This is a genomic window from Phaeobacter sp. HS011 (assembly GCF_018101215.1).
GTDB lineage: Bacteria > Pseudomonadota > Alphaproteobacteria > Rhodobacterales > Rhodobacteraceae > Phaeobacter > Phaeobacter inhibens.
Window position 1 is genome coordinate 83,420 of sequence record NZ_JAGEUF010000006.1, and the last position, 21,820, is coordinate 105,239.

Here is a 21,820-nt window from a genome sequence, read left to right on the forward strand (position 1 = left end):
ACGGCGACAGGGAGCGCAGATATGAAGTTGAAATCCGTAGATATATCCAAGACCGCCTCCGCCTCGGCGATTGTTTTCGACGCCCTGCGCAAGGCCATCATCGAGGGCGACCTGAAGGAAGGCGAACCGCTGCGGCAGGATGAAATCGCCCAGATGTTCAACACCAGCCGAATCCCCGTACGCGAAGCAATTTCGCGGCTGGAAGAACAGGGGCTGGTGAAAACCCAGCGCTATAAAGGCGCCGTGGTCTCTGGGCTCTCAGCCCAGGAAGCCCAGGAGATTTTCGATTTCCGGGCTGTGTTGGAATCTGAGGTTATCCGCCGCGCGGTACCGCGCATGTCACCCACAGCTATTTCCAGCGCGAAAGCGTGTCTGGAGGCGTTCTCGCAATCCGAAGACCCGATGACCTGGGGTGATTTGAATCGCGACTTCCACTCCACACTCTACCGGGAGAGTGGGTTGCAGTATCATATGGATGTGATCGACAATGCGATGGACCGCGTCGACAGTTATCTGCGTGCGCAATTGGTGCTATCCAACGGCAACGAACGGGCCAATGCCGAGCACCTCGCGATCTGGGACGCCTGCGTTGCCGGAGACGCTGACCTTGCAGCGGCGCTAACACGCGACCACATTACCGGCGCTTGCAAAACTTTGTTGGACACGCTGAAGGACCTTGGGTGAGGGTTTTAAACGATGCTCTGGTGGAGTTTAGACGGTTTTGAGCGCTTTCTTGAGACGGCGGCGTTCGGATAGGGCAAATCCCAGCACCCATGAGGGGTGTTTCAAGGCTGAGATCCCGAGCTTTCGAAGTCCACCTTCCAGATAGCACCGGCGCAATTGTCGCTCCTTCAGTCGGCGACGCATGGCCTTCACAATTGGATCCTCTTCACCAAGACCGAAAACCTGCGCATCTGCAAGCCGCTGTCGCAGAAGGAAAATCTCTCGACCGACCTCAATCAGACGCTTGTTTCGAAAAGCTGCTGCATCCGCAATGCGACGAGCTGTGCTGGTCTGCCCCATACCGACCCGATAGATAATAAGTTCCTCGTCAATGCATGCCACCCTGCCCTCAAGCGCTGCACGAAAACCAAGAACAAGATCCTCATAGCAATCTGCAAACTGAATAGGACCATACTTGCGGAAGAGATCTTTGTGCCATGCACAGGTTGCACCGAGGAACAATTGCATGGAGCAAGCGGCGGACATCGCATCGGTTCGGGTATAGAAGGTGGCTTTAGCATAGGTTTTCGGCATCGGTTTGCCGTCCAATGTCTCTACCTGACCATGTGAGAAGGACAGAAGCGGATCGTCTCGCTCAAAGACCTCAATGGTGCGCGCAACGCGACCTGGCAGAGAGATATCGTCACCAGAGGCCGCAATAATCACGTCGCCGGAACTAAGCTCAAAACACCGTTCGATATGTTTGTTCACGCCCAAATTCTGCGGATTTTTGTTCAATACAACGGAATGTGGACCCGTGTAGTCGGCAACCAGAGTCTCCATAACTTCAAAAGTGTCATCCTGTGAGCAATCGTCCGACAGAAGAATCTCGATCGGGTCGCTGTCCTGCGCAAGAACCGCCTCAACCGCCTCTTTCACATAGTCCTGCTGATTGTAGGTAAGAAGCACAACTGAATAGCGGTATTTTTTCATTTCACCCAATCCCACCTGCACCCTCGCGCAGAAAATCCATTGCTTTTGCCGCCGCCTCCCACGCCGGGGTCCTGGCCATACGCAAGCTATTTGCGATGTGCCGGTGACACCAACCTGAGAGCCGAAGCTGCACCCAACCAATAGAACAGTTCGCTCCGCGGGGCCATGGCCGACGACGGTTGCCAGCCGCGCCAGCCTCCTCTCTCAGCTGTGAGGTGGGCGGCATGGTCCGGAATGGGTGAACGGCGTCCTGCGCAAGGAGAGCCTTTGCCTGAGCAAAGCCTCGCAGCTCATCTGCGATATGTCCAATTCGATTGATCAGGGGCGACAATATGATAGACAACTGAGCCAATAGATCAGACCGGATCGCACTCTTGTGGTGAGCAATCCGACGCCTGTTCCGATCAGCTGCGACAAGCGGGTCGATGTCACAATACCGGAGTACGGATTTGCCCCTCAGCGACTGCAAATTTATCGACTTGCCCAAGATCGAAGATGCCCGCGGCAACCTGACATTTGTCGAAGGGATGAACCACATCCCGTTTGATATCAAACGGGTCTACTACCTTTATGATGTGCCCGGCGGATCTGATCGCGGCGCCCATGCCCATAAGGGTCTGCACCAGTTCATGATTGCGATGTCGGGCAGCTTTGATGTGGTTCTGGATGACGGGGTCAATGAAAAACGCTTCCATCTCAATCGCTCCTATTTCGGCATTTATATCTGCCCGATGATGTGGCGCTATCTCGACAACTTTTCGTCGGGCGCGGTCTGTATGGTCATGGCCTCCGCCCCCTATGACGAAGCAGATTATATCCGCGACTACGGCGCATTCCGCGAAGCGGTCGGGGTCAAGTGATGCAGGTTCCCTTTCTCGACCTGAAGGCCGCGTATGATGAGCTCGCAGAGCATAGTGAACCGAAGATGCTGGAGAGCCTGCGATCTGGCTGGTACATTCTCGGCCCTGAGGTCTCCCAGTTTGAGCAGGATTTTGCCCGCTACTGCGAGGTCTCACACGCACTTGGCGTGGCCAACGGGCTGGACGCCTTGAGGCTCGCATTGGTGGCGCTGGATATCGGACCGGGTGACCGCGTCCTCGTCCCCTCCAACACGTATATCGCCACTTGGCTCGCGGTCTCTCAATGTGGCGCCATCCCGGTTCCGGTGGAGCCTGACCCGGCTACCCACAATATCACCGCCGAGGGTATTCGGGCTGCCATGGTCACCGGCGCCAAGGCCGTCATACCCGTCCACTTATACGGGCAACCTGCGGATATGACCGCCATCATGGCGGCCGCGCGCGATCTTGGGCTAAAGGTCATCGAAGATGCCGCCCAGGCGCATGGGGCATGCTGGGATGGACGCCGCATCGGCGGTGCCGGTGATATCGTCTGCTGGAGCTTTTATCCGGGCAAGAATCTCGGCGCGCTGGGGGATGGCGGTGCGGTCACCACCAATTGCGACACCCTGGCAGAGCGGCTGATGCTGCTGCGGAATTACGGCTCGCGGGAGAAATACCGCAATGAGGTCGCAGGCTTCAACAGCCGCCTCGATCCGGTTCAGGCCGCCTTCCTGTCGGTCAAACTTGCGGTGCTGGATGACTGGAATACGAGACGCGGTGCGATTGCAGCCCGCTATCTGTCAGAGCTGGATGGGCTGGATCTGACCCTGCCGCATGTCGCCACAAAGGCGGATCCGGTCTGGCATCTGTTCGTGGTGCGTCATCCAGAGCGCGACCGGCTGGCCGCCGATCTGGCGAAGGTCGGCATTCAGACGCTGGTGCACTACCCCATCCCGCCGCATGCTCAGGCAGCATACCACGATATGGGCCTGACAGATGAGGCGCTGCCGCTGGCGACCACCCTGGCACGGGAAGTGCTCAGCCTGCCGATCGGCCCGCATCTGAGCACTGCGCAGATCGACCATGTGATCAAGAGCCTCAGACAGCTGGTCTGATCATTCCCCCTTGAGCGCTGTCAGAGATTGATCGGCAGGAACTCATTGTCGAGATGCTCGACCACCTCCACACTCGGAGGCTGGCGCAGCAGCTTGGCATATTTGTATTTGAACGCACCACTGGACAGCGCAACAATCTGCTGCGCAACCCAAGCAGGTTCCAGCATGGTCGACGTATCCGTGTCGCTCCCTGCCCAGAACTTCGTTTGGATACCAGACGGTGCAATAACCAGCACCTTGCCGATCCCCTCGCCCCGGACCAGCGCTGCGCCCAGCATACCCAAGCCAGCCTTGGTCGCGCAGTAAGCGGGCATTTCGGGCTGCGGTTTATATTGCGAGCTGGAGGTCACCAACATCAGCTTGAGCGGGCCCGATGCCTGACGAACAAGGCGCTGGATCAACATCATTGGCGCAAGCAGCCCGACATTCGTCATCTGCGAAAGTGCCGCATCCTCCAGCATAGCAATTGATCCGCGCTGCAAAAAACCGGCGCAGTAGATCAGAGTCTGCACGTCCCCGACCCGTGTGACCAGTTCGTTAAGCTGAGCAGTCAGGCCTGCAACATCATCAGTGATCGACAGCGCGTGAAACTGCACGCCAACGCAACCCGGATCAATCCGGCCGGTGATCGTGACACGATGCCCCTCGCAGGCATAGTGTCGCGCCAATTCGAGGCCAACCCCCGAGGAGCCCCCAACAATCAGAATGTTCTTTTTCAAAGTGACCTCTTACCACCACCTGCAAGTCACGAATAGCGCTCAGCAAACGCAACAACAACAGCCCGATCACGCACACCTCGGGGTGCGGCTAGTACCTATTCATAGCTGTATACAAATGTTTGGGTGACGGAGACGAAGGGTGCAAAATAAATTAGCTATCTATCTGTTTTTTCAACAACTTTTCACCATCAACTCTGGAAGTACCACATTTCACACCACGCAAAGCGCGTAGCTTCAGGCACCCCCCCTACAGTAAGGGCTGCGAGGTCTAACAAGGTGAAGTCAGTGCAACCCAATGAACACCTAGCAAACCAAAGCAAAGGTTGCTACTCAAAGGAGTTTGCAGCGCAGAAAGAATCATCCCATGCGGCGGCTGGAATAAGGAAGATGAGGCAACAGTGTGTCCCTTTTTAAACTAAGGAATTTTGGGGTCACGTTCTATTGAGCGGATCAGAAATTATAGGGATTGAATTGTTCTCTGGCGCCGGTGGCCTATCGTTTGGCGCCGAACAAGCCGGCGTGCGCGTTTCTCATGCCGTCGAAATTGCCCCCGCGGCCGCCCGCACTTTTCGCCGAAATCACCCCCATGTACAAATGATTGAGGACGACATCAGACGTCTGGATTGTTCGATACTGAACTCCTTTTCAGGACCAAAAATCGTTTTCGGCGGCCCACCTTGCCAAGGGTTCTCGACTTCCAACCAAAAAAACAGAAACAAAGAAAATCAGAACAACTGGTTATTTGAAGAATTTCTTCGCGTAGTTTCTGAGGTTCGGCCAGAAATTGTAGTTTTCGAAAACGTAGCAGGAATTACGCACACAGCAGGCGGGTATTTTGAGAGAGAGTTGAAATCCAGACTTGATGAAATCGGATATAGTGTTTCTTCAGCACTTCTAGATGCATCTAGCCTTGGAATACCTCAACGCAGAACCAGATACTTTTGTGTTGGCAGCCTCAACAAGCGAATCTCCCTAGGTGAAATTCTTTCTGAACGTGCGCCTGTAAATGTACACCAGGCGATAGGTGACTTGCCGAAATTGCACGTTGGTGCCGATTGTGACCTAATGCCCTACAAGAGTTCCCCCTTAAGCGAGTACGCTTCTGAGCTTCGGGGGCAGAATACACACTGCTCAGGCCATTTAGTAACACGTAACGCACCTCATATTGTCCAACGGTACAAGTTTGTTCCTCAGGGTGGGAACTGGGAAGATATTCCTAGAGAAATGATGACCACCTATCGCGACCCATCGAGATGTCATACCGGTATCTACAGGAGATTGCGTGCTGACGAGCCGTCAATAGTTCTCGGAAACTTTAGAAAGAATATGCTTATCCATCCAACTGAAGATCGTGGCTTATCGGTTCGTGAAGCAGCAAGGCTCCAATCGTTTCCTGACCATTACGAGTTCTGTGGTTCGATTGGTCAGCAGCAACAACAAGTTGGGAACGCCGTACCTCCTATGATGGCGCGACAAGTATTCTCAAAAATCCTTAGCCAGTTAGAGAACCGTAGATGACCGAAGGATACGATATCACATTCAATAGACCGCTAGAGCTTCTATTGGAGAAACATGCGAATGACCCTGAAACTTCATTAAAGTTTCCGCAGATTGGAACCAATCGGTTCGACCTTTATAAGCAGATGAAGTCTAAACTCCAAGATGGAGTATATCGCGATGTTCAGAGTGGCCTAACTGCTGATGCAAATGGAGCAGCGTTTACCAGGCACGACCTTGGCCACGTTGACGATGTGATCAGGAAAGCTGGAGAACTCTTAGGGGTCGATTCAAGCGCAAAAACTCCAGCCTTTAAAAACCTGGAACCATTTGAGGTATTTGCCCTGCTGACGGCCATTTTGGTGCACGATGCGGGAAACATTGATGGACGCGCTCGGCACGAAGCTCGTGCGAGAAAAGTTTTAAAGCAAGTATCAAACGATCGACTCTCCCAGAAGGAATTAAAAATAATCTCTGCCATCGCCAAAGCCCACGGAGGAAAAAATGCTGATGGCTCAAGGGACAAAATTGAACAGCTGGAAGATCCAGAACAGATTGATAGCTTTAAAGTTCGCTCAAAATTGCTTGCGGCTGTGTTGCGTTTTTCGGATGAACTTGCAGAAAATTTCCGTAGGGCAAACAACAGAACCGAGGATAGTTCAAAATACCCGAATATGTTCTGCCAATGTATAAGTGTTGGCGTGGACTACGACAGTAGAAGAGTGAAGTTGGACTTCGCAGTCGCAAACGAAGCATGTGAACTTGAGGCTAAGGACGAAGCCGGAGAAAAAATGTTCTTCGTCGACTACATTAAAAAGAGAATTCGAAAGACGGAACTCGAGCGCAGATATTGCGATCGTTTCATGAGAAATTTTGCTTCGTTTGAAGAAACCCGCGTCGTCATCGATTTTCTTCACGACGACGAAGAGTGGCATGACATAAACTTTATTTTAAAGGAAAGCGGTTTCCCCTCTGAAGAAGGTGACATCTTCCCTGAGGATCACGAGTTCTCCGGGGAAGACATTGCAAACCTCTATCGGGAGCATCGAGGAGAAGAGCAAGATGCGTGACCCATTCATCGTGCACACTCCTGAACAACTTACAGCTCAAGAGATCGCCGACTATTTTGTGGAAACATATACCGACTTCCCCAAGCTGCAAGATCCAGTGAACATGTTCATTCATGGTGCGCGCGGTGCAGGGAAAAGCATTATGCTGCGAAGCCTTGAACCGGAAGTCCAACGTCTCTTGAAAAAGGATGTTTCTCTCCCGTTCTTCGCGGTACATGTTCCCATCAAAGAAGTATTTTTTGGGAATCATGAATTTAGACGTTTGAAGGGCTGGAGGGGTACCACTGTTGGTGAGCACCTACTGGCCGTTCATTGCATGCAGTATGTTCTACGTGCGGTTTCAGAAGTTGTGGAAGATTTCCCCGGTTCTTTTGCCGAAGACTTTGCTGATTTTTGGGAAGACTGTGGTGGCCCAAGCCGAGAAATTGAAAAAATATCAAAAGCCTCTTCCTTTTTGGAGCTTGCAAAATTTTGCGATCGAGAAAGCTCAAGTCGAGTCCGGCAGTATTACATACGCTTGACGGATGAAGTGGAACCCGAAATTTATAGTGGTGCTCTAACAAGCTTTCGAGACTTCTTGTTGCCCCTAGTGGGCAGCTTGCAAAAAGTTGGCCCTGAACTGCTCGACAAGCCAATTTGCTTAATGATCGATGATGCAGATAATCTACCCGAGGCGTTACAAAGAGTGTTGAATAGCTGGATATCAACGCGCGCGGTCAGCAGAGTTTGCTTTAAGGTAACAACACAGCTTGCGTACAAAACCTTTCGCACCACGGACAACAGGATAATTGAGAGCCCGCATGACTTCTCTGAGATAAACATTAGCGGGCTGTACACAAGCAGTAAGGGAAACTTCTCAAAGAAAATTAAAGCAATTGTCGAGAAAAGACTGAAACTCGCCGGAATAGACGCTACGCCCGATGAGTTCTTTCCATTTCACAAAAAGCAAAACGATAGGAGATCTGAAATTGCCGTGGATCTCTTGGAAGGCAAACGCTCCAATTACGTAAACCTGAAAAAATCTGGCCCTAAACAAGATCGGGACTGGTCCCAAAGATACGCGACTCCCGCATTGATGCGTGAGCTTGCAAGCTCCAAGTCCTCGCATACCTACAGTTATGCCGGCCTGCAGTCGTTGGTGGACCTATCATCTGGTGTCGTTCGGTGGTTTTTGGAACCAGCCGGGCGAATGTATCAAGAGACCATGAAGGCTGGGGGACAAAGTGACGTTTCGCAGAAACCAATGGAAATTCCGACGGGAGTACAGGACCGAGTTATCACTCATTGGTCGAGAGAGTTTCGCGAACATCTGAACACGGGTTCTGTAGAGGCGGAAGCCTTCGATGAAGGTGCCTCATTGCATACGCAGGGACACGACCAGGAAAGTTATCGCAGACTAGCCAACCTTCTGGACGCAATGGGAGCATTTTGCCGAACAAAGCTGTTGGATCCTTCAGAGAGCGAGCAACGTGTTTTTTCATTCGCTCTTAGCGATGAGCCTTCTGAAAACCTTCAGAACATTCTACACTTAGGTGTCAGACTGGGTTACCTTCAGAAATCCGATCTGGCAGCGAAGTCGACAGTCGGCGGGCGCAGACCTCGGTACATATTGTCAAGGCGGCTAGGCCCCCATTACCGCCTAGATGTTTCCGGATACGCTGCTCATCTATCAGTGTCATGCTCTGATCTAGAAGTAGCAATGCACAACCCACAAGCCTTCACGAACCGCCGAAAGCAGGTAACACACGACAACCTTCAAAAATCCATTGACTTTGGTGAATCATGAAACTCAGCACTGAAATTTCATTCGGCCATCTGCGCCAAGAGTTTTCTGGTGGCAGGGTGGCATTTGTCGGCAGGACGAGCTTTGAGAGTAGGGCTTATTGTGCGTTCAAGGAAATGGCTGCGTTTTGTTCTTGCGATGTGACGATGTTTGCTTCCAAGGAAGAAAGCCCTGAAGCAAAAAATCTTCGTGGTCAGATTCTCAATAACTCAGATCGAGTTTCGTTTCTTGATACGCGCGACCCGATAGCGATGCACTCAGTAATTCGAAGTGAGTTTGCGAGAATAGAAGCAACAGCTCCCTTTGATGACCTTGTGATTGATATTACGGCGTTTCGAAGGGAGGAACTGTTGGTGTTGCTCCGTGAGCTATTCAATTGGGACGATACCCTGCGACGAAAAGTAAAGTTCCTATATTGCAAGGCTGCGGATCACGGTGAGTGGCTGTCTAAGAATGTTAGAGATGTCAGGCCAGTTATTGGCTATCCAGGCGAGATTTCTAGCTTTAAGAAAACGCACCTAGTTCTGCTAGCTGGTGTCGAGCACCATCGTGCATTTTCCGTAATTGAAAAATATGAACCTTTCAGTATTTCTCTGGGAATTGTGCCAGTAGAACAAGCCATTAGCGAGGAGATTTCAGAAAGAAACCTTGGACTTAGGCACAGGCTGCGCATACATTTCGACTCTATTAGAAATGAGTTCAACTTTTCAGCGACCGACCCGACCTCAACGTTCGAAATCCTCTCCGAGATCACGTCGCAAAACTCAGAAAACAACATCGTAATAGCGCCGTTCAACACAAAAATTTCCACACTGGCTGCAGGCGTTTTCGCATTGAAGCACCCTGAAGTTCAAATGTGCTATGCTGAAGTTGAGAGTTACAACTGCGCGAATTACAGCCAACCCGGCAGTTCTTACAACATGATCTGCCTGGAAAACATGTTAGCACGACTGGAAAGATGACGTGGTTTTATTGAGCACAAATTGACCTTTGAATACCTAGCTGACGAACTTTTTCCTGAGCAGCAGGATTTGCTACAGAAGGCGTCGCAGGCTTTGAAGTGGGAAAAAACTCCCAACTCAGGAATGGGTGCGCACTATGAGATTTGCCCGAAGGTTGGAACTGTCGCGATTTCATGCCACCCCAGTTGATCGTTTAAGGCTCTCACACAACCGTGTCCAACATTCAAGCCAATCTCCGACAGTTCTTCCATCATCCCAGACCTGTTATAGCTGCCTAAGCTGAAACGGAAATGCTACTTGATATGCACCACTGTCACCAGCTCGGACCGCTGTATGCGACTGGCCGGACGGTCGCGAATGGGACCGCATCAATCTTTCACAGGTCTATTCTGCACGGTGATCCCGACGTAACCTGATCAGCCTATCCACTTTGGAAACTCCCCGTTTTGAGAGAAATGCGGTGGACTGTTTCTCTGGATGATAGTTGGCTCGCGATCGTCTCTATTTAGATCATCCCAGAACCTTTCAGCATGATTCTACTGGCGGAAATTTGTTGGCAGTGCGCGCATTCTGAGTTGCAACTTTGGCGCGAGCGTCACAGATTTCCTGAAGGCATGGCAGAAAGGTGGATCTATGGGCGAGGCGAAGAGACAGCGGCAATCGGAACAACGCGCGCAAGCGTTTGCAAAGCCTATTAGACGCGCACGTTTCAACATTCTCACGTCGGGAACCCGGCACTCCAGATCAGCATTCATGTGTGAGGAGGTTTCTTGGTGGGCATCAGAGGGCGATGAATTGCTGGGCCTTGTCGCCCGCGACACAACCGACAACGACTATCTTTGGATGGTACTTGCACGCGACAAAATTGGTCGGTTTCGCTGCGCATCACTTAAGACTAATTTTCACGACCAGGGGCATGCTGAGAAGCGGCTGAGGGTCGAGATGATGGGGATCATCCAGAAGGGCGAAATTGCCGAATTCGGTGAGCAAGGAGATGAAACTAACAGCCCTCTCGACCCATTCGACGTTCCGGAACATCTTGTCGATGATAAGCTACATCCGTACTTTAAGATGCTTGCAGAGGATCCAGGCCGCGCACCAGCGCGCAAGGTGATTACTGAGCTGGCTCTCTGGCTTGCTCCGCAAGACCCGCATTTTGTGCGGGAATTCCAGACGTTGGGATTTGACCAAAGATTATGGGAACTCTTCCTTTGGGCCGCGTTTCGAGAGTTTTTCTTAGATGTGGAGCAGCTGGAAGCGCCAGACTTCCGCTGTCGCAGCCCCTTAATCGATTTTACAGTTGAGGCAACCACTGTCGCACCATCAGAGAATGGCGTTCTAAAGGATCATCCGAATCCTCAGACACCGGAAGAACGTGAGGCATTTCTACGAGACTACATGCCTATGAAGTTTGGCGGCCCACTGACCAGTAAATTGAAAAAGACCAACAAGGACGGTCTACGTTATTGGGAACGCGAGGAAAGCAAAGGAAAGCCATTTGCGATCGCAATCGCAGACTTTCATAAGATGGCAGATAAAGAAGAATTGGGTCCAATGACCTATACTCAATCCGCGCTTTGGCAGTATCTCTATGGCACGCGGGTGACCTGGCGCTTCAAAGAAGACGAGCTGATCATCAACAGCCATGAGATCAGCGAGCACGAGTATAACGGCAAAAAGATCCCTTCGGGGTTCTTTGACCTGCCTGATTCAGAAAACGTGTCGGCAGTGATCTTCTCAAATGCGGGCACCATCGCAAAGTTTGACCGCATGGGGGTCGCCGCAGGTTATGGCGCGGAGGGGTACGGTTATTTTCGGGTTGGTCTGAAGTACAATCCAGACCCCAACACTGTTGTTGGCGAAGCGTTTCATGTAGACGTGTCCGACCCAAACTACGAAGAATATTGGACACAAGAAATTCAAGTATTTCACAATCCAAATGCGAAGCATCCCTTGCCGTTTGAGGCGTTGCTAGGGGCGACACATCATTATTTCGCAGACGGGCAACTCCAAAGTCACACGCCAGAAGATGCCGTTTTGAGTTCCTTCTCGATGCTGGTCAAATACGTGGGTGAAAAGGACGACAATTCGACGCCTGTTCCGAGCTGAATAGTACTCCCACTAAGGGGAAAGCTCTGACGTTGATACCAAATCCACAATTGGTGCTTTCCTCAGCTACGACTTCAACGAAGTAACGCGTTACCTCATTCGTAAACCACATTTTCTTGGCGTTCACTTTTCCAGAGAGGAACTTGCTCTCCAGTGTTCCACTCGTAGAGCCAGCCTACTACCTCGCGCGTTTCGGCGTCGATAATGCGCTTGATAGCCTTTGCTTCCAATCTCTGTTGAGTTGGCAATGGTTTCACTCCGTTATCTGAAACGCTCCGCGTTTCATTCTTAAAAATTTGAACCGGGTAAGCGCCTGCTTACCCCTGCCGAGCGGCGAGCGTGAGAGGATGGGAGTGAAGAAAAATCGACAGGGATGGCGCGGCCCGCAGCGCAGCGAGGACACGGACCTGTCTATTTTGCTTCAGGGGGAAGGAAGTCAAAACTCCTTTCCCCTTCAATACCAAGAACGTGGCGCGGGACATCGCGCCTTCTCTACTTTTCAAATCTTTTGGTTTGGATTGCATCTTGCAAGCATTCCCCGTGCTGCTCAAAATGACATAAACCTCAAGTTAGAGGACGAAAAATGCCCGACTTAACAATTGATTTGCCGGACGAACTGTATGATCGCTTTTGTGAGATGGCTGCGACATTCGACATCTCCACTGAAACATTGGTGCGACAAACAATAACACTTAAGGTCGGTTGCAACCCCTCATCTAGCAGCAGCCCAATTTCGACCAACTTTCTGAGACAGTTTACAGATGAAGTTCTTGCCGTCGCTGACAAAGAACCGGTTCATCTCATCGACGCAGACAAGCAGAAGTATGTTTTGATTTCCATCGATTACCATGATCGGGTCCTCACACCAGGAGCATCGGAGAGCTGAGATATCTTAGGGGCTGTCCGCCCCCGTGCCTAGCGGCACTCCCCCGAGGATGTATTTCGGGAAGATGAAGATGCTTTCATCATCGTCATGCCGTCCAGGTTTGCGAGTGCAGATCAACCTTCATAGCTCCTGGCTATCACACCATCTCGATGTGCCTGTGACTTCGTTTCGGTGTCACGCGTGCTCTTGATTAGTTTCGCAGCCTGTCAGCGCGGTCCTTCATGCGCTGTACCTTTTCCCCCGTAGCGGTAGAAGGGCGAGCATCTTTTGCAGGAGTTCGCGGTTGCGGTGCCTCCGACCCAGTATTCAGCCTTCGGTTCGTATGGCTTGTCGTGTTCGAAGATGGACGATTAGGTTGCTGCAAGCGGTGTTGTAGCGTAAGCCGCCTGGCCACTCCGCCAACCGCCGAAGCGGCCCAGCCCGCCTGCAAGTTCCCTGAAATCATCGGCACAATGAACGGGATTGCCATAACCATCGCGAGCGAAAGCATAACAACTGCCAGGAACGGAATAGTCGCGCCGACTTGCTCGATGGAATCTGCCGCCCCAATCTCGCTAACCAACAGGCCCACCAGACCGAAGACCATAGAAAAAATCCCGGCCACTACAACCGGATAAAGGGCGAAGCTTGCCAGAGAAGATAGCCAACGATGGAAATAGTCCTGAGTGACCGAGAACATCGAGCATAGTATCATGACGGGAGCGATGCCGATCAGGAACGTTGTCATAAGCTTCGCCAGCACAAGAACGGCACCTGCCGCGCCGCCGACGACGGCCAAAAGAGCCATAAAAAACACACCCATCACAGCCTTGCTGACCGCACCCATATGCGACGTGGCCGAATTGCCGTATTCGGCCAGCCTGTCCAGTTGGAGATCAAAGCGAGCCGCGAAATACTCTGGTCCTGCCCCCTCTTCTCCGGTGACGGATCCAACTAAGCTTCCCGCAAGGCGGTCCAGACCGTCAATCAGGCTTCCGCTCACGAAGTTAAAGTTCGCCCAATTGAGCGCGAATGCGTCTATCAGGCCGATTTTGAACAGCAGAATCAGCATCTCCCTGCCGTCCATCGGCCGGACCTGCCAAGCCATATTGATGAACAAGGCGATGACCGCAACTGTCGCAGCCCCGACGATCACCGTGCCGAATACTTCAGAAATGGCGGAGAACTGTGATGTCGCCACGGTTTCGAGGCCCTGATCGGCCGCCTCCACAATGAACGAGACGATTCCCATCATTCCGCCCCCGGGCATTGGGCGCGTAATTGGTCCCGAAGATTGGAGATGACCGGGAAAAACTCTTTCGCCGACCATGCAATGTGCAGCCTGTCGGTACTGCTTGACGCAGCAAAGCCCAGTTCCTCGAATTCAACCTCGATGATCGCCCAGTTCGGCCGAAGGCTCTCACAATCGCAAGAGTCGGCTGCCAGCGCCATCTGATGCCGTCGGAGGCTATAAAGATCGTCCGCTGCAACCGAGCGCCAGGCGTCACGAAAGCCTGTGAAGATCAGGTGCTCTGGCCGCGGGCGAATTGGACAGCCATAGCGATCCACAGTGCCCGATCCGATAGAGATCGAGAAATCGGCCTGTTCAGAACGGACCGGCATGGCTGTGGCAATCATCACAACAACTGCAAGATATTTCATTTCTGAGACCTCTACTTATTCAGCCCTGTCGGGCAATTGGTCGAAATAGGGAAAGTCGAGATTTGGTGCGGCACTGAGCCAGCCATGGATCGCCGCGAGGTTGCCATGCTCGCTCAGCACAATTTCAAGCCCATACCGAAAGCTCTTCGGGCATTGATTGGCATAACGACGGGCTTGGGCACCCAGCTCGAACGCATAGCTATCATCCCACGCCGCACCGCTGCGGATCAGCACACCGATGCGTTCCAGCGCATCGAAGGCGCGATCACTGCCCGGCCGCCAGGCCAGCCAAGGGTTCACCGGGAAACCTGGTTTAGTGCCGGAGCGCATGAACGTCCTCCCTGTCTTCAGTTAGCGCGTCCCAAGGTGCTTCTTCGCCCTCTGCGCGTGTTCCATGCTGTCGTTGAGCTGCGCGGATTCCGGCATCCAGCCGTTCAATGCGCTCACCAAGGAAAGTTGTGATCTCAGCAACGCGATCAATGAACTGCGCAACCCATCCAGTTCCGTCCGCGTGCTCTGCCCGGAGGCGGTCAATTCCTGCGCGGATGCCTTGGAGGCTTCCGTCAACTGCTCGACGTAGCCCAGCAATTCGCGTTCGAGCGGCGTCAGACCATCCATCGCTCATTCCTTCGGGATCATCAGGCAGCCCACCGGCTCCCCCGCCAGTGAGCAGCGGGCCAGCGTTGCCCGATCGCTGCGTGGGACCAGATAGATCGCCTTCGGACGCTCGATCACCCTCAGTCCCATCGTGTTCAGGTTGGGCATCAGCCAGGTCATCACCGTCCAGGTCGAAACTCCGGCGCTGATCATCAGGCAGCAGGCCACCAGCAGCGGCCACATAAGCGCCTTCCATTCCGGCCTCGCTGCGTTCGCGCTCTGCCGCATGAGGTGCTTCCTCGCGCGCAGTAGGTAGCCTTCCGTATCGGTCTTGATTGTAGCCAGCGCGCCTTCGGCAATGATCTTCAAATCGCTCCTGAAGTTCTGTAACTGTGCATTGATCGAGGCGGCGTTCTCCTCCCTGATCCGCTCCATATCCGCATTCAATTTCTCGCTCAGCCGCTGCTTCGGCTCTCCAGTCTTCATGAAAAATCTCCCCTCTTAGGCGAAAACGTTCTTCGGTCTTTGGATCTTTGACGGTCAGGTAATTCTTGCCCGCGCGAGGCACCCCGAAGCCCGCGTCAGTTAGAGCCGCGATCATCCCGAAACGATCCTCGATCAATCCCACGGAAATCTGGTCGCTGATCCAGGCATGGAGGCCGTCACGCCCGGTGGCACGATCCGGTGATTCCGACACCGGCTTCACCTCAGCCGCGCGCACCACATCCATGGGATCGGCCCAGCAGTGGGCCTTGTTCATCAGGTCGCGCAGGCTGTCGAAGGCACGTTCGTAGCCGGGCGGGGCGATGTTAAGACTGCGCCCGCTGTGCAGTTCCATCCGGGGCGTGCAGAAATGCAGCTCAACGCGATCCTCATGGGTGTGGCGCACCCAGAGGCATGCGTAGCGGTCGGCATCGAGGCCGGCGAAGGCGATCTCCTCGAAACGATCGATCACCTCCTGCTGTTGATCCTCGTTCGGGGCGTCTCCGTGCGCGAAGCTGACAACCCCCGCGCGATAAGTCCATTGGTGCGGGCAGCCGTCGATCAGGTCGATCATTCTCTGCGGATCGCCGCGCACGATCTCCGGCAGCGGCTCACGCGTCACGGTCATGGGTTGGCCTGACGCATCGCGGATCAGATCGCGATTGTTGTCATAGGCGAGCACGGTACGGGCGGTCAGATACTCGACCGGCCCCGCACCGCTGCCTTTGCCATTAGGGAAGAATTTGATCAGCAACCGGGCGGCCTCCGGTGCCGGGTGACGATCTCCGCCAGCCGCCGCTCGATGCCAACTAGCGCCGCCCCCACGCGCAGGGCCTCGATCTCGCTGGCCCGGCCCGCTCGAGTCGCCGTATTGAGCCACCGCGCAATCTGGTTGAGGTTTCCGCCATAGCGGGACACAGCCAGGACAAGCGCGGGATCGACGCGGGGCGCGGGCTTGCGCCGCTTCGGAGCCGCGCCGGTTGCAAGCTGCCGAAGCAGGGCAGACATGGACAGCCCGAGATCCGCAGCCGCCTGCCGGATCAGCGCCTTTTCCTCGGAGGAGCAGTAGAAGAACACGGCTTCCTGCTTCTCCGAGGGGACCGCGCCCCGCGCGGTCCGGTTGGGGTTCGAAGGGGAGGCTTGCCGCCCCTCGTAAGGCCCCGGCTCGACGGTCGAAGACCTAGAACCGGGTCGCCTTGCTCTTTGCTCAGATTGCTTGACGCTTGAGGTCATGATGCCACCTCCGCACCACGAAGCTCTGTTCCGGAAACCAACCCGCGCGATAGCAATTCCCTAGCCTGAGTGCGCGAGATGTGCTTGCACATCCAGTGGCAGTCCTTGACCCACCCAGCGAGCTGACGGAAATGCTCGTTCTTGCGCTTCGCTGCCTCGATCTGCGCCTCGCGCATTTCTTCGACATACCGCTGCCAGCGACTCTCCCGAAACCAGTTATCCGAGAAGCAAACCTTCGAGCGCGTATAACCTACGGTCTCGCTCGCATAAGCATTGATCGCGTTCACGACTTCCTTTGTTGTCGTCCCGTCCCCGATGGCACGTTCGAATTGTTGGCGGCAGGTCTCCTTGTTACGTCGACGGTCCGCCGGGTAGGCATACCATGCTTTCTCGAAATCCTGATCCTCTGCCTCGCGTGCGTCCGCGCGCGTAGGTGGTTTTAGGATGGTTTTAGGATGGTTTTAGGATGGTTTGGGGTCCGCTCTGGACCCGGCACCCCGTCCGGAGTGGGCCCCGCTCCGGGTTCTCGACGGACCCCGCCCGCTGTGTACCCCGTCGAAAGCTCGGGCTCATCACCCGGTTCGAAGATCGGCTCCAGCACGTCCACCATGCCCAGAACGATACGGTAGACCACCGTATAGCCGTTCTTGCAGGGGCGTCGTCCGGCCTCCACTAGAAGACCCTCGCGCAGGAACTCGGCAATCGTTCGCTTGACCGTCGACTCGCCCAACTCGGTGTGGCGTTGGACTGTACCCTTCGAACACCAGATTCCCGACCCGTCGTCGCTCGCCTTGTCGGCCAGGAACATAATAATCTGCTTGCGCACGGGGCTGCCGAATTTCCTCTCGGCGCAGAGGTTCGCCACCTTCCAGCTAATGGTGTTCCACCGGCATTCAACATCGCAATCGCACAATGGGATTGTACGCTATGTACGGGCGACCGATGACGATCCAGGGTCCTTTCAGATACACTAAGTACAGCCCAACACTGTATTGACGCCGCGCTCTCGCCAAGGAGGATCTTTGCAATAGGGCTTCGGTGCACGTTCTCGTCTCTCATTGGGCAAGCCTCCCCCCTCAACCCGCGATACGCGGGCCGGGGATGCCGAGGATGGCATCATGTATGGATTGAGTTTCGGGGCGGCTTAGACTTTGACTTCGGATGCGGAAGAAATCAAAGCAAGGCTCTGCCCATTGTGGGGTTTTTGCTTGTCTTACCTAGGCGACATCGCCAGGCGAAACACGGTTATCTTCAACATAGGCGTTCAAATCACTGCCGAGATATTTGACTCGACGGCCGAACTTTATCCATGCGGGGCCAACCCGCCGGTGGCGCCATTGAGCGCGCTTAGCTTTGGGAGCAATCAGGTCCAGCTCTTCATCGCTGTCATCGTAGACACGTTTATTGTCAAAGACTTCCATGGAATCTCAGTCGCCTCCAGTTTCCGCTTCGCTTTACAGTTCGATTGCGTCGGATTGTGCTGGAATGCGTCGAAGCTGTCCAAACTGAGCGCTGGCAAAAAAATCCGCTACAGAGTTATCACCACATGCGGGTTCTCTAGATATACCTCGACAGCCCAAGTTGAAAAATCATCACTATCGGAAAGAGCTTGACGAGCGGGTTCGAAAGCGTCGGCTTCTAGCCCGATATGATGGAATAGCCTCTCCACTCCAAGCGCGAAATCAGAACAAATATAGCCGTCTGCATCTTTCGAAACTCGACAAATCATCTCGGTGTATCTTTCAAATCCCACCCGCAGAAACCTGGCCAGCTTTATCGCCCGTTCATTTGCTTTAGACTTCACCTGCTCTTTTTGATGTTGATAGAACCGTTGCAACCTTTCGACCTTCTCGACACTCCTTTGCTGAATGAGTGCATCAAGGAAGGGTTTTACCTGGAGGTTCGCCGGATAAGGTAACAAGCTAAGCGCATCAATTGCTTTGGCCAGATCGCGCCGAGCCTTTCCCAATTGTCTCAGCACTTCTGTCTGGCGACCTTGGTCTCGCTCATTCCGACCTAAAGAGAATCTGGGAGCGAAGAGACCATGCATAGCAGCTGCTAGTTTGTATTTTTCAAACCTACAAAATTCCGTTCCGTACAAATCCTCGAGGAAATCATTTAATTCCCTCAATACCCTGCCATGGTCTTGAAAGTAGGGGCTCGTGCGATCCAGTTCATACCCTTCCTCGGGCCACCATTTGGGCGGCTGTCTGTCTTCAGGTGATTGCATTCTCCTAAGCGTAGCATTTCGCGAGGAATCCAGCTCGTCGATCAGCTCATAAAACCGTTCATGCTCCGGCGAACCGAATATATGCATTCCAACTCTCCATCAGTTCACGCCGCTTGTTCAATAAATCGCTTCGTGCATAGGCCCGCTCAACCTCCGACCCCACTTTGTGCCCCAAGCTCATTTCCGCCACCTCGCGCGGGTGATTGCTCTCCTCAGCAGCCCAATCCCTAAACGCTGATCTGAACCCGTGCACAGTCACCCCCTCGATCTCCATACGTCGCAGCAGCATTAGCATCGACATGTTCGAGAGCGACTTGTGCCGCCGTTGACCTTCAAAAACACACTCAGCCTGAAGCGCCTTCAGCGGCTCGATGATCTCCAGCATCTGGACTGTGAGCGGAACGCGATGCTCACCCCCTGTTTTTGTGCGTTCTTCAGGGATCGTCCAAATCTGGTTTTCGAAGTCAAATTCCTTCCAGACAGCTTTCAGAACTTCGCTAGTTCTGCATCCCGTCAAGCAGGTGAACATCAACGCTTTGGCCGCCATCCCGCTTTGCTGTGAGAGCTGCGCGTAAAACGCAGGTATATCTTGCCAACGCATTGCATTGTGGTGTTTGACCTTGACCTTCACGCGAGGCAACACCCGGGCATCCAACACGACCGTCACTGGGTTCTCTCCCTCGCGGAAACCGCGTGACCGAGCCACATCGAGGACGGCCTTAATCCGTTGTGCCACCCTTCGCGCAGTTTCGTGCTTCTCGGTCCAGATTGGGGACAACACTTGCAAAATTTCCGGCTGGTCGATGTCCGAGACTGGCATCCGGCCGATTTTTGGAAAGGCATAGTCAGCGAGTGTATTGATCCACTGTTGGCCGTGCTTTGGATTCTTCCAAGTCGGCAGGCGCTCAACATGCACTTGCCGAGCCACCTCTTCGAAACACGGCACATCCTGATCCCTATGGTATTTCGGATTGAGGCCCTGTTTGGCAAGACGGCGATACTCCAACGCACGTTCGCGAGCCACATTGAGGGTTACCACGTCAGCGCCGCCGAGACCAAAATCGGTGCGGAGCGGCTTTCCCTGCCGATTCCGCTGTCCCTTCACTGTGACGCGCACAATCCAGCGCCGTGCGCCGGATGGATCGACCACCAGATACAGTCCGTGGCCGTCGCCATGTCTGCCAGGACCGAGCGTCCGGACGAGATTCTTGGTCAGTTTTCCGCTGTACACGCTCACTTTCCTTCTGCAAATCTAAGCAAATCTGCGAGACTGCGTTGAGCTTGCAGAGCATTAGCTTGAGTGCTTGGGTTGACTTCGAACACGGATAACTTGGCGACGGACGATACCGCGGCATATTTTAGGTCTAGGCTCTGAATCACGTTCCGAATATTGCCCAGATCTTCCTCGTTGAAATAGCTGAAGCTCCATGTGGCTCCGGGGTACAATTTGTTAATCGTCTCAAAATACGGAAAATCAACGAAGCCAAGAGAGTGGCCGCGCACCGAAATTCTATCGATGTCGGGCAAAGCATCCAACCACGCACGGAGCTTGGGTTTGATGTCCTCGATAGGCTTCCGGGTAAGGCGTAAATACCCATAGAACGGATTGAACTGAATGTCCGGCAAGTCATGCTTCGATTGAGGCCTGGGCGGGCTGGTATCATGTCCCACAATCAATCTGTCTTGGCTTGCTCTTCTTCCGTGAATGTAAAAGATGCGGGCAGGATCTACCTTGTAGAACGTTTCCAACGTTTCGGTGTAATTGAAATTCACGAAGACCATCGTAGGTTCGAAAGTGAAACCTTTTTGGTGTGACATTGGCAAATCAATGCTCAAAACCCAGTCGCGGAACGTATCGAGTATACTAGCCATGCTATGCACGAATTCGTCGATAAGATCCTCTTCCATTCCGAGCTCTTGCATGTATTCCGACACCCCCTCCTGAGAACACTGGACAAATTCCTCATCATCAAGGAGGCCAAGACAGCTCTCAAAATCACACCACCGGTCATAGACGAAATTTTCCTCGTCTGTCTGAGACGGACGATCAAGTCCCATGTATTCGCTGGAGGCCAAGAATAGTTCGGACAACAGGGTGTAAACGTTAGAAGAATGATCTTTGGCGAACTGCGCAAACGAACCATAAGAGGTCTGTAAGCCGTGATGCAGATCGAATCCGTTGCCGACAATTGCTAGCTCAGTCATTTTCATACCACAGTTCATACCACTAAATGAACAGAACTGAGCGCAATCGAAACGAAGCCAATGAGAACAGCGAATACAGATGAGCGCATAAGTTCAGTGACTTATACGCTATCAAGCGGTTCTATAGCGTTCAATGAAAATGGTGGGTGGCGGAGACGAAGGGATTCGAACCCTCGAGACCCTTCCGGGCCTACTCCCTTAGCAGGGGAGCGCCTTCGACCACTCGGCCACGTCTCCGCTGACCCGTATATTTGCCAGAGCTTAGAGAAACAAGGCGTTTTTTCAAATTTTTGCCGCGTCAGAAAAACAGGGGGATTTCCACGGTTTTTCGGGAATTTTTACGGAACTGCACGTAACTCGCCTGCAGAACACATGCAGCCGTGTTCGCATGATGCTCACGGCAACCGGCCTGAAATTATTCCCCTCTGCTCCAGCTGTAATGACAGCTGCCAAGGCGAGCGCTGCTGTGGAAGAAGCGCTCGCGATCCTCAACACCGCGTTGGTGGGCATCGGCAAGCGCAGTGATCTCATCACGCTTCACCTTGGCTCTACTACCACATGCAAGATCGGATGCTGTTTTCGCTGAGAGGCCACGTGAGATCTCACGTCGTTGCAGCATATTCGGACTGGACAGTGCCAACCTTCCTCAGGCCAATTCCTATTTGCCCAATCAGCCCAAAACAGACATCTTTACCAAGCGCAGCGCGCACTCCGTTACGGACGCGAAAGATCCGCCCAAACTTCCCGATAGCGGACCTTCAGGCTTGCTCCTCTGGCCAGTACAATGCTGCA

23 protein-coding genes and 1 tRNA gene are annotated in these 21,820 nt (G+C 53.4%); 10 read left to right on the top strand and 14 right to left on the bottom strand.

Annotation, left to right across the window (positions count from 1 at the left end; translation table 11 throughout):
* Positions 1-21: 21 nt before the first annotated feature.
* Positions 22-684 (top strand): GntR family transcriptional regulator, encoded by a 663-nt coding sequence (locus J4721_RS12895; RefSeq protein WP_014873608.1) that lies wholly within the window; start codon positions 22-24, stop codon positions 682-684.
* 27 nt (positions 685-711) lie between these two features.
* Here the strand turns inward: J4721_RS12895 and J4721_RS12900 are convergent, their stop codons facing one another.
* Positions 712-1,656, bottom strand: a complete 945-nt coding sequence (locus J4721_RS12900) for a glycosyltransferase (RefSeq protein ID WP_211002879.1) — start codon at positions 1,654-1,656, stop codon at positions 712-714.
* Between the two features lie 425 nt (positions 1,657-2,081).
* On the opposite strand from J4721_RS12900, the gene J4721_RS12905 reads away from it, so the two are divergent.
* Together J4721_RS12905 and J4721_RS12910 are read left to right on the top strand one after the other, a co-directional pair.
* Positions 2,082-2,516, top strand: a complete 435-nt coding sequence (locus J4721_RS12905; RefSeq protein ID WP_014873606.1) for an FdtA/QdtA family cupin domain-containing protein — start codon at positions 2,082-2,084, stop codon at positions 2,514-2,516.
* Entirely contained in the window at positions 2,516-3,613 is a 1,098-nt protein-coding gene (locus tag J4721_RS12910; protein WP_211002878.1) for a DegT/DnrJ/EryC1/StrS aminotransferase family protein, read from the top strand. The genes J4721_RS12905 and J4721_RS12910 overlap by 1 nt, the downstream gene beginning before the upstream one ends.
* Before the next feature lie 20 nt (positions 3,614-3,633).
* Here the strand turns inward: J4721_RS12910 and J4721_RS12915 are convergent, their stop codons facing one another.
* Positions 3,634-4,332 carry an SDR family oxidoreductase gene (locus J4721_RS12915; protein WP_211002877.1) on the bottom strand — a complete coding sequence of 233 codons (699 nt, stop codon included), beginning with the start codon at positions 4,330-4,332 and terminating at the stop codon, positions 3,634-3,636.
* Between the two features lie 441 nt (positions 4,333-4,773).
* Between J4721_RS12915 and J4721_RS12920 the strand changes: the two genes are divergently transcribed.
* From J4721_RS12920 to J4721_RS12950, 6 genes are all read left to right on the top strand, one after another.
* Positions 4,774-5,850: a DNA cytosine methyltransferase gene (locus J4721_RS12920; RefSeq protein ID WP_211002876.1), complete on the top strand. Its 1,077-nt coding sequence runs from the start codon at positions 4,774-4,776 to the stop codon at positions 5,848-5,850.
* On the top strand, positions 5,847-6,899 hold the full coding sequence (locus J4721_RS12925; protein WP_211002875.1) for a hypothetical protein: 1,053 nt from the start codon (positions 5,847-5,849) through the stop codon (positions 6,897-6,899). Before J4721_RS12920 ends, J4721_RS12925 begins: the two co-directional genes overlap by 4 nt.
* Positions 6,892-8,685 carry a hypothetical protein gene (locus J4721_RS12930; protein ID WP_211002874.1) on the top strand — a complete coding sequence of 598 codons (1,794 nt, stop codon included), beginning with the start codon at positions 6,892-6,894 and terminating at the stop codon, positions 8,683-8,685. Before J4721_RS12925 ends, J4721_RS12930 begins: the two co-directional genes overlap by 8 nt.
* Complete coding sequence (locus tag J4721_RS12935; RefSeq protein ID WP_211002873.1) at positions 8,682-9,644, top strand: hypothetical protein; 963 nt, start codon at positions 8,682-8,684, stop codon at positions 9,642-9,644. Before J4721_RS12930 ends, J4721_RS12935 begins: the two co-directional genes overlap by 4 nt.
* 633 nt (positions 9,645-10,277) lie before the next feature.
* Positions 10,278-11,753, top strand: coding sequence for a hypothetical protein (locus J4721_RS12945; protein WP_211002872.1), 1,476 nt, complete (start codon positions 10,278-10,280; stop codon positions 11,751-11,753).
* Positions 11,754-12,336: 583 nt separating this feature from the next.
* Entirely contained in the window at positions 12,337-12,639 is a 303-nt protein-coding gene (locus J4721_RS12950; RefSeq protein ID WP_211002871.1) for a hypothetical protein, read from the top strand.
* A 190-nt stretch (positions 12,640-12,829) separates the two neighbouring features.
* Here the strand turns inward: J4721_RS12950 and J4721_RS12955 are convergent, their stop codons facing one another.
* The 12 genes from J4721_RS12955 to J4721_RS13005 all read right to left on the bottom strand — a co-directional run bounded on the left by J4721_RS12955 (position 12,830) and on the right by J4721_RS13005 (position 21,265).
* The gene (locus J4721_RS12955; RefSeq protein ID WP_211002870.1) at positions 12,830-13,873 is read right to left on the bottom strand and encodes a type IV secretion system protein; all 1,044 of its coding nucleotides are present in this window, start codon (positions 13,871-13,873) and stop codon (positions 12,830-12,832) included.
* Positions 13,870-14,280, bottom strand: coding sequence for a hypothetical protein (locus J4721_RS12960; RefSeq protein ID WP_211002869.1), 411 nt, complete (start codon positions 14,278-14,280; stop codon positions 13,870-13,872). The genes J4721_RS12955 and J4721_RS12960 overlap by 4 nt, the downstream gene beginning before the upstream one ends.
* 15 nt (positions 14,281-14,295) lie before the next feature.
* Entirely contained in the window at positions 14,296-14,610 is a 315-nt protein-coding gene (locus tag J4721_RS12965) for a hypothetical protein (RefSeq protein ID WP_211002868.1), read from the bottom strand.
* A complete protein-coding gene (locus J4721_RS12970) occupies positions 14,594-16,114 on the bottom strand; it encodes a mobilization relaxase (protein WP_211002867.1) in 1,521 nt (506 codons plus the stop codon). Before J4721_RS12970 ends, J4721_RS12965 begins: the two co-directional genes overlap by 17 nt.
* Positions 16,108-16,593: a plasmid mobilization relaxosome protein MobC gene (gene mobC, locus J4721_RS12975; RefSeq protein ID WP_247656109.1), complete on the bottom strand. Its 486-nt coding sequence runs from the start codon at positions 16,591-16,593 to the stop codon at positions 16,108-16,110. Before mobC ends, J4721_RS12970 begins: the two co-directional genes overlap by 7 nt.
* Positions 16,590-16,880 carry a hypothetical protein gene (locus tag J4721_RS19750; RefSeq protein ID WP_247656110.1) on the bottom strand — a complete coding sequence of 97 codons (291 nt, stop codon included), beginning with the start codon at positions 16,878-16,880 and terminating at the stop codon, positions 16,590-16,592. The genes mobC and J4721_RS19750 overlap by 4 nt, the downstream gene beginning before the upstream one ends.
* Positions 16,881-17,032: 152 nt before the next feature.
* Positions 17,033-17,401 (bottom strand): hypothetical protein, encoded by a 369-nt coding sequence (locus tag J4721_RS19755; protein WP_247656111.1) that lies wholly within the window; start codon positions 17,399-17,401, stop codon positions 17,033-17,035.
* A 409-nt stretch (positions 17,402-17,810) separates the two neighbouring features.
* Entirely contained in the window at positions 17,811-18,014 is a 204-nt protein-coding gene (locus J4721_RS12985) for a MerR family transcriptional regulator (protein ID WP_111368477.1), read from the bottom strand.
* A 107-nt stretch (positions 18,015-18,121) separates the two neighbouring features.
* Positions 18,122-18,910 carry a hypothetical protein gene (locus J4721_RS12990; RefSeq protein WP_211002866.1) on the bottom strand — a complete coding sequence of 263 codons (789 nt, stop codon included), beginning with the start codon at positions 18,908-18,910 and terminating at the stop codon, positions 18,122-18,124.
* A complete protein-coding gene (locus J4721_RS12995) occupies positions 18,882-20,054 on the bottom strand; it encodes a tyrosine-type recombinase/integrase (RefSeq protein ID WP_371816069.1) in 1,173 nt (390 codons plus the stop codon). The genes J4721_RS12990 and J4721_RS12995 overlap by 29 nt, the downstream gene beginning before the upstream one ends.
* Before the next feature lie 2 nt (positions 20,055-20,056).
* Positions 20,057-21,034 carry a bacteriophage abortive infection AbiH family protein gene (locus J4721_RS13000; RefSeq protein ID WP_211002864.1) on the bottom strand — a complete coding sequence of 326 codons (978 nt, stop codon included), beginning with the start codon at positions 21,032-21,034 and terminating at the stop codon, positions 20,057-20,059.
* A 141-nt stretch (positions 21,035-21,175) separates the two neighbouring features.
* Positions 21,176-21,265 (bottom strand) — tRNA-Ser (locus J4721_RS13005).
* 151 nt (positions 21,266-21,416) lie between these two features.
* Here J4721_RS13005 and J4721_RS13010 point away from each other — a divergent pair.
* Positions 21,417-21,614, top strand: a complete 198-nt coding sequence (locus J4721_RS13010; RefSeq protein ID WP_027248002.1) for a hypothetical protein — start codon at positions 21,417-21,419, stop codon at positions 21,612-21,614.
* Positions 21,615-21,820: the final 206 nt, after the last annotated feature.